This window comes from Streptomyces sp. SPB074, from assembly GCF_000154905.1.
Taxonomy (GTDB): domain Bacteria; phylum Actinomycetota; class Actinomycetes; order Streptomycetales; family Streptomycetaceae; genus Streptomyces.
This window is the reverse complement of sequence record NZ_GG770539.1, coordinates 4,114,857-4,121,508: the sequence shown is the minus strand read 5'-3', so window position 1 is coordinate 4,121,508 and position 6,652 is coordinate 4,114,857. Positions and strand designations below refer to the sequence as shown.

At 71.5% G+C, this 6,652-nt stretch carries 7 protein-coding genes and 1 tRNA gene; 5 read left to right on the top strand and 3 right to left on the bottom strand.

All coding sequences use genetic code 11. The annotated features are described in order from the left end of the window. The first annotated feature begins 393 nt into the window (after nucleotides 1-393). Complete coding sequence (locus tag SSBG_RS17145; protein ID WP_050776913.1) at nucleotides 394-1,122, top strand: MerR family transcriptional regulator; 729 nt, start codon at nucleotides 394-396, stop codon at nucleotides 1,120-1,122. Between the two features lie 178 nt (nucleotides 1,123-1,300). Here the strand turns inward: SSBG_RS17145 and SSBG_RS17140 are convergent, their stop codons facing one another. Then, nucleotides 1,301-2,104 carry an exodeoxyribonuclease III gene (locus SSBG_RS17140; RefSeq protein WP_037870010.1) on the bottom strand — a complete coding sequence of 268 codons (804 nt, stop codon included), beginning with the start codon at nucleotides 2,102-2,104 and terminating at the stop codon, nucleotides 1,301-1,303. Between the two features lie 77 nt (nucleotides 2,105-2,181). Here SSBG_RS17140 and SSBG_RS17135 point away from each other — a divergent pair, with 77 nt between their 5' ends. From SSBG_RS17135 to SSBG_RS17125, 4 genes are all read left to right on the top strand, one after another. Next, nucleotides 2,182-2,667 carry a GNAT family N-acetyltransferase gene (locus SSBG_RS17135; RefSeq protein ID WP_008747358.1) on the top strand — a complete coding sequence of 162 codons (486 nt, stop codon included), beginning with the start codon at nucleotides 2,182-2,184 and terminating at the stop codon, nucleotides 2,665-2,667. Nucleotides 2,668-3,653: 986 nt separating this feature from the next. Continuing rightward, a complete protein-coding gene (locus tag SSBG_RS17130; RefSeq protein ID WP_008747357.1) occupies nucleotides 3,654-4,172 on the top strand; it encodes a hypothetical protein in 519 nt (172 codons plus the stop codon). A gap of 293 nt (nucleotides 4,173-4,465) precedes the next feature. Continuing rightward, on the top strand, nucleotides 4,466-4,717 hold the full coding sequence (locus tag SSBG_RS33305; RefSeq protein ID WP_008747356.1) for a hypothetical protein: 252 nt from the start codon (nucleotides 4,466-4,468) through the stop codon (nucleotides 4,715-4,717). A gap of 50 nt (nucleotides 4,718-4,767) precedes the next feature. Then, the gene (locus SSBG_RS17125; protein WP_158677794.1) at nucleotides 4,768-5,760 is read left to right on the top strand and encodes a hypothetical protein; all 993 of its coding nucleotides are present in this window, start codon (nucleotides 4,768-4,770) and stop codon (nucleotides 5,758-5,760) included. Nucleotides 5,761-6,165: 405 nt separating this feature from the next. Here the strand turns inward: SSBG_RS17125 and SSBG_RS17120 are convergent. Further along, nucleotides 6,166-6,239, bottom strand: a tRNA-Ala gene (locus tag SSBG_RS17120). Between the two features lie 86 nt (nucleotides 6,240-6,325). Beyond that, nucleotides 6,326-6,652, bottom strand: a 327-nt coding sequence (locus tag SSBG_RS34870) for a hypothetical protein (RefSeq protein WP_037870008.1), incomplete at its 5' end; no start/stop codon positions are given.

The window sequence follows — 6,652 nt, the reverse complement described above, 5'->3', positions numbered from 1 at the left end:
CGAGCACCCGACAACCGAGCCCACCCCGGCACCACCCCCACCCCCCGACCCACAGCCCCGAGCGCCCCGGACATCCCGGGCGACCAGGGGAGGCCGGGCGCACCGGGCAACCCAGGGAGTCCGGGAGTCCCGGGGACCCCGGGCGTCCCGGACAGCCCGGATGAGCCGGACGTCCCGAGTGCCCCGGACATCGCGAGCACCCCGCACAGCCCGGACGCTCCGGGCACCGCGAACGCCCTGGGAACGCCGGACGCCCTGGAGACCCCGGACGCCCCGAACGCGTCGGGAGCCCCGGACACCTCAGCCGCCACCGACCGAAGCGCGGCCCGGCCGGCCACCCCCGCCGCCCAAACCCCCGCACCCACGCACACCCCGGGCTCCCCCGCACCCGCTATCACCCCCGCCCCCACCACCGCCCGCGAGTACCGCGCCGCGGAGCTCGCCGAAGCCGCCGGGATCACCACCCGCACGCTGCGCTTCTACCGCGAGCGCAAGCTGCTCGCGGCGCCCCGCCGCGAGGGCAGGATCGCCTGGTACAACGAGCACCACCTGGCTCGTCTGCGCACCATCACCGCGCTCCTGGAACGGGGCCACACCCTCAACGGCATCGCCGAGCTGGCCGAGGCGTTCGAGCACGGCCGGGACGTCGCCGATGTCCTGGGCGTGGGCGAGACCCCGACGGAGGAGACCCCCGTCCGCCTCTCCCCCGAGGAGCTGGCCGACCACTTCGCGGGCGAGGTCACGCCGGAGAACCTCGCCGCCGCGCTCGACCTCGGCTACCTCGCCGTCGACGGGGACACCATCGTCCACATCAGCCGGCGCCTCCTCGACGTCTCCACGGCACTGGTCCGTGAGGGCGTCCCGCTCGCCACCGTCCTGGACGCCGCCCGTCAGGTCCGCGTCCACGCCGAGTCACTCGCGACCCTCTTCCTGGAAACCCTCCGCCCCCACGCGCTCGCCACCGACGTGGACAAACTCCGCCCACTCGCCAAGGCCGTCATGGACGCCGAACTCTCCCTCGCGCTCGACCGCCGCCTCACCGACAGGAGCCCCGGAACCACCACCCCCGAGACCGCGCCCGGCCGCCCCTCCTCACCTCCTCCCGCCGCCTCCACCGACTGACATCACCACCCGGAGCCAGCCCGCCCCGCGAAACTCCCGCTCCCTCCCTGCGGCGCGCACGTCCCGCCCGCGCCACGGAACCCGCCACGGAACCCGCCACAACAGCTACCGCCACCTCCGTCACGACCGCCTGCGCCCCTCCCGACGACAGCCGCCCCTTCCCCTCTCTCCCCTCCCCTCACATCTCGTACGTCACCGTCACCGGCGCGTGGTCGCTCCACCGCTCCGCGTGCGTCGCCGCCCGCTCCACCTCCGCCTTCACCGCCCGTTCGGCGAGCCCCGCGCTCGCCATGTGGTAGTCGATCCGCCACCCCGTGTCGTTGTCGAAGGCCCGCCCGCGGTACGACCACCACGAGTACGGCCCCTCCGTCCCCGGGTACTGCCCGCGCACCACGTCCACGTAGCCGCCGTCCCCGGGATCGAGGACCCGCGACAGCCACTCCCGCTCCTCGGGCAGGAAGCCCGCGTTCTTGCGGTTCCCGCGCCAGTTCTTCAAGTCGGCCTCGGTGTGCGCGATGTTCCAGTCCCCGCAGACCAGCACCTCGCGGCCCTCCGCCGCCGCCCGCCCGCGCAGTTCCTTGAGGTAGGCGAGGAACTCGTCCATGAAGCGGTACTTCTGTTCCTGCCGCTCCGTCCCCACCTCGCCGCTCGGCAGGTACAGGCTCGCCACCGTCACACCCGGCAGGTCCGCCTCCACGTACCGCCCCGACCCGTCGAACTCCGCGCTGCCGAAGCCCGTACGCACCCGGTCGGGCTCGCGCCGCGTGTAGAGCGAGACCCCTGCCCGGCCCTTGTCGGCAGCCGGCGCGTGCAGGCTGAACCACCCCTCGGGGCGGGCCACCCCCTCCGGCAGCTGGTGAGCTTCGGCACGTACCTCCTGGAGGCACAGCACATCCGCCGAGGTGCCCGCCAGCCACTCGGTGAAGCCCTTCTTGGCCGCGGCACGCAGCCCGTTCACGTTCACGCTCGTCACGATCAGCACACTCAGAACCCTAGAGCACACGCTCGGACATTCGTCCGGAGTTATCCACAGATGCGACCGGCGGTACGATCATCCTCATGCAGATCCGTCCCGTCCCGTACGACCACCCGGACGCCGTCAAGCTCAACGACCAGGTGCAGCTCGAATACGCCGAGCGCTACGGTGACGACGGCGACATGACCCCGCTCGACGCCACGATGTTCACCCCGCCCCGCGGCCTCTACCTCCTCGCCTACGACGCGCGCGAACGCCCCGTCGCCACCGGCGGCTGGCGCCGGCAGGACATCAGCGAGGAGGGCTACGCGGACGGCGACGCCGAGCTCAAGCGCATGTTCGTGGTCCGCGAAGCACGCGGCCTCGGTCTCGCGCGCCGCATCCTGGCCCTCCTGGAGGAGGACGCCCGCGAGGCGGGCCGTACCCGCATGGTCCTGGAGACCGGCACGATGCAGCCCGAGGCGGTCGCCCTCTACCTCTCCAGCGGCTACTCCCCGGCCCCCACCAAGTTCGGCCTCTACCGCGAGTACGACACGAGCCTCTGCTACGTGAAGTCCCTCACGCACTGAGACGCCCCCCCACGAGGAAGACCCCGCCCGATCTCACCATCGGACGGAATGTCGTCACCGCTCCCGCAGGAAGTGACGGGCGGCTTCTCCGACCCCGAACGCCCGAGCACCCCCGCCCGAGGCACGTCTTTGACCGAAGCCCGGCCCCGGTTCGTCACGCGCCATGCGCCGGCGCTGCCACCAGGTTGCCTCCCGCCGGACGGTCCAGGACGCCCGCGCCGTGCTGCGGTCGCGGAGGCTGCCCGGACGACGCACGCCCCCCTCCACGCGCCCCACGTCCCGAACCTGGTGCTCGTCCCCCAGCCCGGGAGGTGCTTGGTCTCACACGGGCGAACGTGGACCTGGAGGACGGAGAAATCACCGCACCACTCCAACTCCAGCGCATCCGGCGCCGGCTGGTCCATGCCGAGACCAAAACCGAAGCTTCCTCGGCCACGCTCCCGCTGCCGCAGATCCGCGTGACCGCCCTGAGGTCTCGGAAGCAGGAGCAGGAGCGGGCGCCACTCGCCGCCGGTGAGCTGAGAACCGCCTCGGGTTCCGTCTTCACCGCGCGGCACGGGACTCGGGTGGAACCCCGGAACATCAACCGCCCGCCCATCGCACCAAGAGAGCGGGCATCCGGGCCATCCGCCTCCCTGGCACCCGGCACACATGCGGCTCGCTGCCCGCCGCTCCGGACGTGCGTCCTCACGTGCCCACGCAGATCCCTCACCGAAGCAAGACCGCGGTAACGAGGGAAGCCCAAACGCACACCCCGTCCGAAGCGAGGAGCCAAGCGCTGCGAAAGCCCGGCAAGCACCCGGGACGACAGCCGTAGCGGCTGCTGTACTTCGCCGCTGTACGACGGCAGAAGGTACCTCCCGAGTGACCGCGAAGCGCATCCAAGTGAATTTTCCGTTCCGGCCCGGCTACTCGGTACTCCGGCTGGCTATACAGGATGCGTTCCCCCACCCGACCATTCAGTCGGCCCAGCCAATCGGAGTGTCATGGCAGCACCACGTCGCGGATCGATTTTGGTGATCGCGGCCCTCGCCGCGTTCGCCCTGCTCCCCGGGCAAGGCACGGCCGTCGCCGACGGCCCGGTCGTCGAGACCGGTGACGCCGTGCGCGGACAGGCCGACCTGACGGAGACGGGTCGTCAGGCGAAAGCTCCCAAGCTGCCTTACCTCTGTAGCGGGAAGGTCGACTATCCGCACAGCTCGCACACGAAGAACCACACGATCAACGTCCATTTCGACACGGCGGGCAAGATGGTCGCCCCCAACGTCTCGACCGAAGGGAGCCTTTCCCGGTCCCGCTGGTACGGCTGGGAGCAGTTGAAGACATCCAAGGGCGCGAAGAAGAACGCCCGCACACTGCGTGTGGTGGCATCCAAGGGCTGCAAGGCGGGAACGAAGTACCGCTACAAGGGCCAGGCGCGCCTCTACGTGTCGGGGCCGCAGGGCAAGGGCTCAGCGCACGTGTACAACCAGAACGACAGCGAGATCCAGTGCACGAAACGCTGAGTCGTGTGCCGGCGGCTGCGGCGGGCGCCGTCTGCCTGGCGATGGCGTTGGTCTCCTGCGGCTCGAATCGACAGGGTGGCTCCAGCCCCTTCCCGGATTCGACGCCGCCCGCGCCGAGCGCGCGCGACGGTCGGCACGGCCCCGCGCTGCCCCTGGTGGCCGGCCGGTGGCCGAGAAGCGGTGACCACCGTCCGCCGACACGCCTCACGTGGAGACGAGCGCGCCTCCCGCGGCCGGGAAGTCGTCTGTCCGCGGATGTCAAGGGGCCGGAGCGGCCCTGGTACGCGTCGTTCATGACGCACAAGACCGTCGACCGGGCCGGAATTCCGGACGAAAGTCCGGAAAATCAGCGCGTGCTGGGATGCGGCCAGGGCATCGCGAAGCCCGGCTGCCGGATCACCTCGCTCGGCGGCCGACGATGGCGCGTCGAGACACTCGCGCCCGCGCCCCAGAACCACCCGTACCGGATTCTGTACGTCCAGTGGCCCTCGGCCGGCCCCGGAGAACCTGAGAACTGGACCTCATGGCAACTACCCACCCCCTGAACGCCATGGCCGGAGATCATGCGGGCCTGGCTCGCTGGGCTCTGGGCAGGATGGCTGCCGCAGCGGCATGGGACGTCCACTTCGACGCGGAGGCGCGGTACGACCAGCACCGCTCGCCGGAAGACGTCTCGGGCCGCTACGGCTGGCACAGCGCGGAGCGTTTCGAAGAGACGGAGGCCACTTCCACAGGCCAGCTGCGGATCGACTCCGGGTCCAGCGCCCGCCTGCGCAAGAAGGACGAAGCCTCCGGCGACCCCCTGCTCTCACTCTGTGATCCCGCCCGCCTGATCAGCGGTGTTGCCAGCGCCTCGGCGGGGCGGTGCACCTGGATCGACGGGCGCTCCTGCGTCGAGGTCACGCTCGTCCCGCATCCCTGGACCGCCGACCCGCAAGACCCCTGGCTCCCGCCGGGGGCGACCCACCTGACCGCCGGTATCGACACCGCCACCGGGTTCCTGCTGCACGCCCGCGCCTACGACAGGCAGGGCTGCTTCCGCTCCGGCCAGCTGCGCAATCTGCGCGCGACGGCAGGCGACGGCTCACCGGTCACCGGCGCGGCGCCCACGAGTGCGGAGGAGGGCGCGCCCTTTGTTCTGGCACGTATGGCAACCAGCCTGCTCGATCCCGTACGGCTACGAGCCGGCGTCACGGCCGTCCCGGACATCGAATCGGAACTGTCGGTAGCGAATGTGCCGTCCAGGCGCTCATGGGCTGTCACGCTTGCGGGCAGGAACACGACGCTGGACATAAGCGGCGACTACGAGCCCGACCAGACCGACCCTGCGGCAGCAAGACTCGCGGAACTCCTCAGCCCGGCCCGCGTCGTGTCGCACCTCGCAGAGGTCACCACGGCCGGGCCCACCTCCATCAGGGCCACGGTACGGCCGATGCGGTCCTTCCCGTTCAGCGCCTGGGCTTTTGAGGAGGGGCTCGTCTGCCACTTCACCCTCGCTCCGGACACCGGCATCCTCCTCCGGGCCCACACCGGGGACGGCTCCCGGACACTCTTCCGCATGGACGTCACCGTCCAACAGGCGAACTGACACCAACCGGGTGCCGTACTCACGGAGAAGGGCCAGGGTCCGGGCCGACCGGACCTGGCTGCGGCGCGCCCGGGAGGCCCCGGCGCCGGTCCAGCGTGAAAAGCCCTCTCCGGCCCGGCTTCCCTCGCCGTCTCACACTCCTCACCAGCCGTATCCGGCCGCTGATTTGGCGCGGCTGCGGGACGGGGCGAATCGTCTGCCGGGCCAGGCCCCCCGGCCTCACGCTCGCCGTTTCCTCCGCAGGCCGAGCCGCGTTCCGCGGCGCCTGGCTGGTCCCCCGCTTCCGTCTCCAGCCTGCGGCCGGCGCCTGGCTCGGACCCCGGGAACGACGAAGATCCCGCCCGATCTTGCGATCGGACGGGATCTCTTCACCATTCCTGAGCGAACTCAAGAACAGTCGTGCTGTGGACCTGAGGGGATTCGAACCCCTGACCCCCTCGATGCGAACGAGGTGCGCTACCGGACTGCGCCACAGGCCCTTGCGACGAGTGAAACTCTAGCACCCCCGGAGGGGTGCTCGGTAATCCGTTCCGTACAGGTCAGGAGCCCCGGCGGGGGCACCGGCTCACTCGCCCGCCGCCCGGCGCGGGGGCTTCTCCTCGTACTGGTCGAAGAGCGGGGTGTTGCGGCGGCGCCCGCGCGTGCGGCGCGAGGGGCGTGACTCGACGGGCTGTTCCGGCTCGGGCCGGGCGGTGGGCTCGGCGGAGGTGGAACGGGCCGAGGACCAGACGTCGGGGGCGGCCAGGTCCACGTCCCGGGTCGCGCGCGGGGCCACGGGTGCGGTCACGTACGTCGGCAGCGGGACGGGCACGGGGTCCCAGCCCGCGCCGCGCGGCTCCCTGCCGGGGGCGCGCTGCTGGTCGACCCACTCCGCGTGGTCCGTCTGCTCGAC

Excerpts from the sequence above, each read along its gene's own strand:
- SSBG_RS17130 (WP_008747357.1), top strand. The coding sequence starts at position 3,654 with ATGGCAGCACCACGTCGCGGATCGATTTTGGTGATCGCGGCCCTCGCC.
- SSBG_RS17125 (WP_158677794.1), top strand. The coding sequence starts at position 4,768 with ATGGCTGCCGCAGCGGCATGGGACGTCCACTTCGACGCGGAGGCGCGG.
- SSBG_RS33305 (WP_008747356.1), top strand. The coding sequence starts at position 4,466 with ATGACGCACAAGACCGTCGACCGGGCCGGAATTCCGGACGAAAGTCCG.
- SSBG_RS17135 (WP_008747358.1), top strand. The coding sequence starts at position 2,182 with ATGCAGATCCGTCCCGTCCCGTACGACCACCCGGACGCCGTCAAGCTC.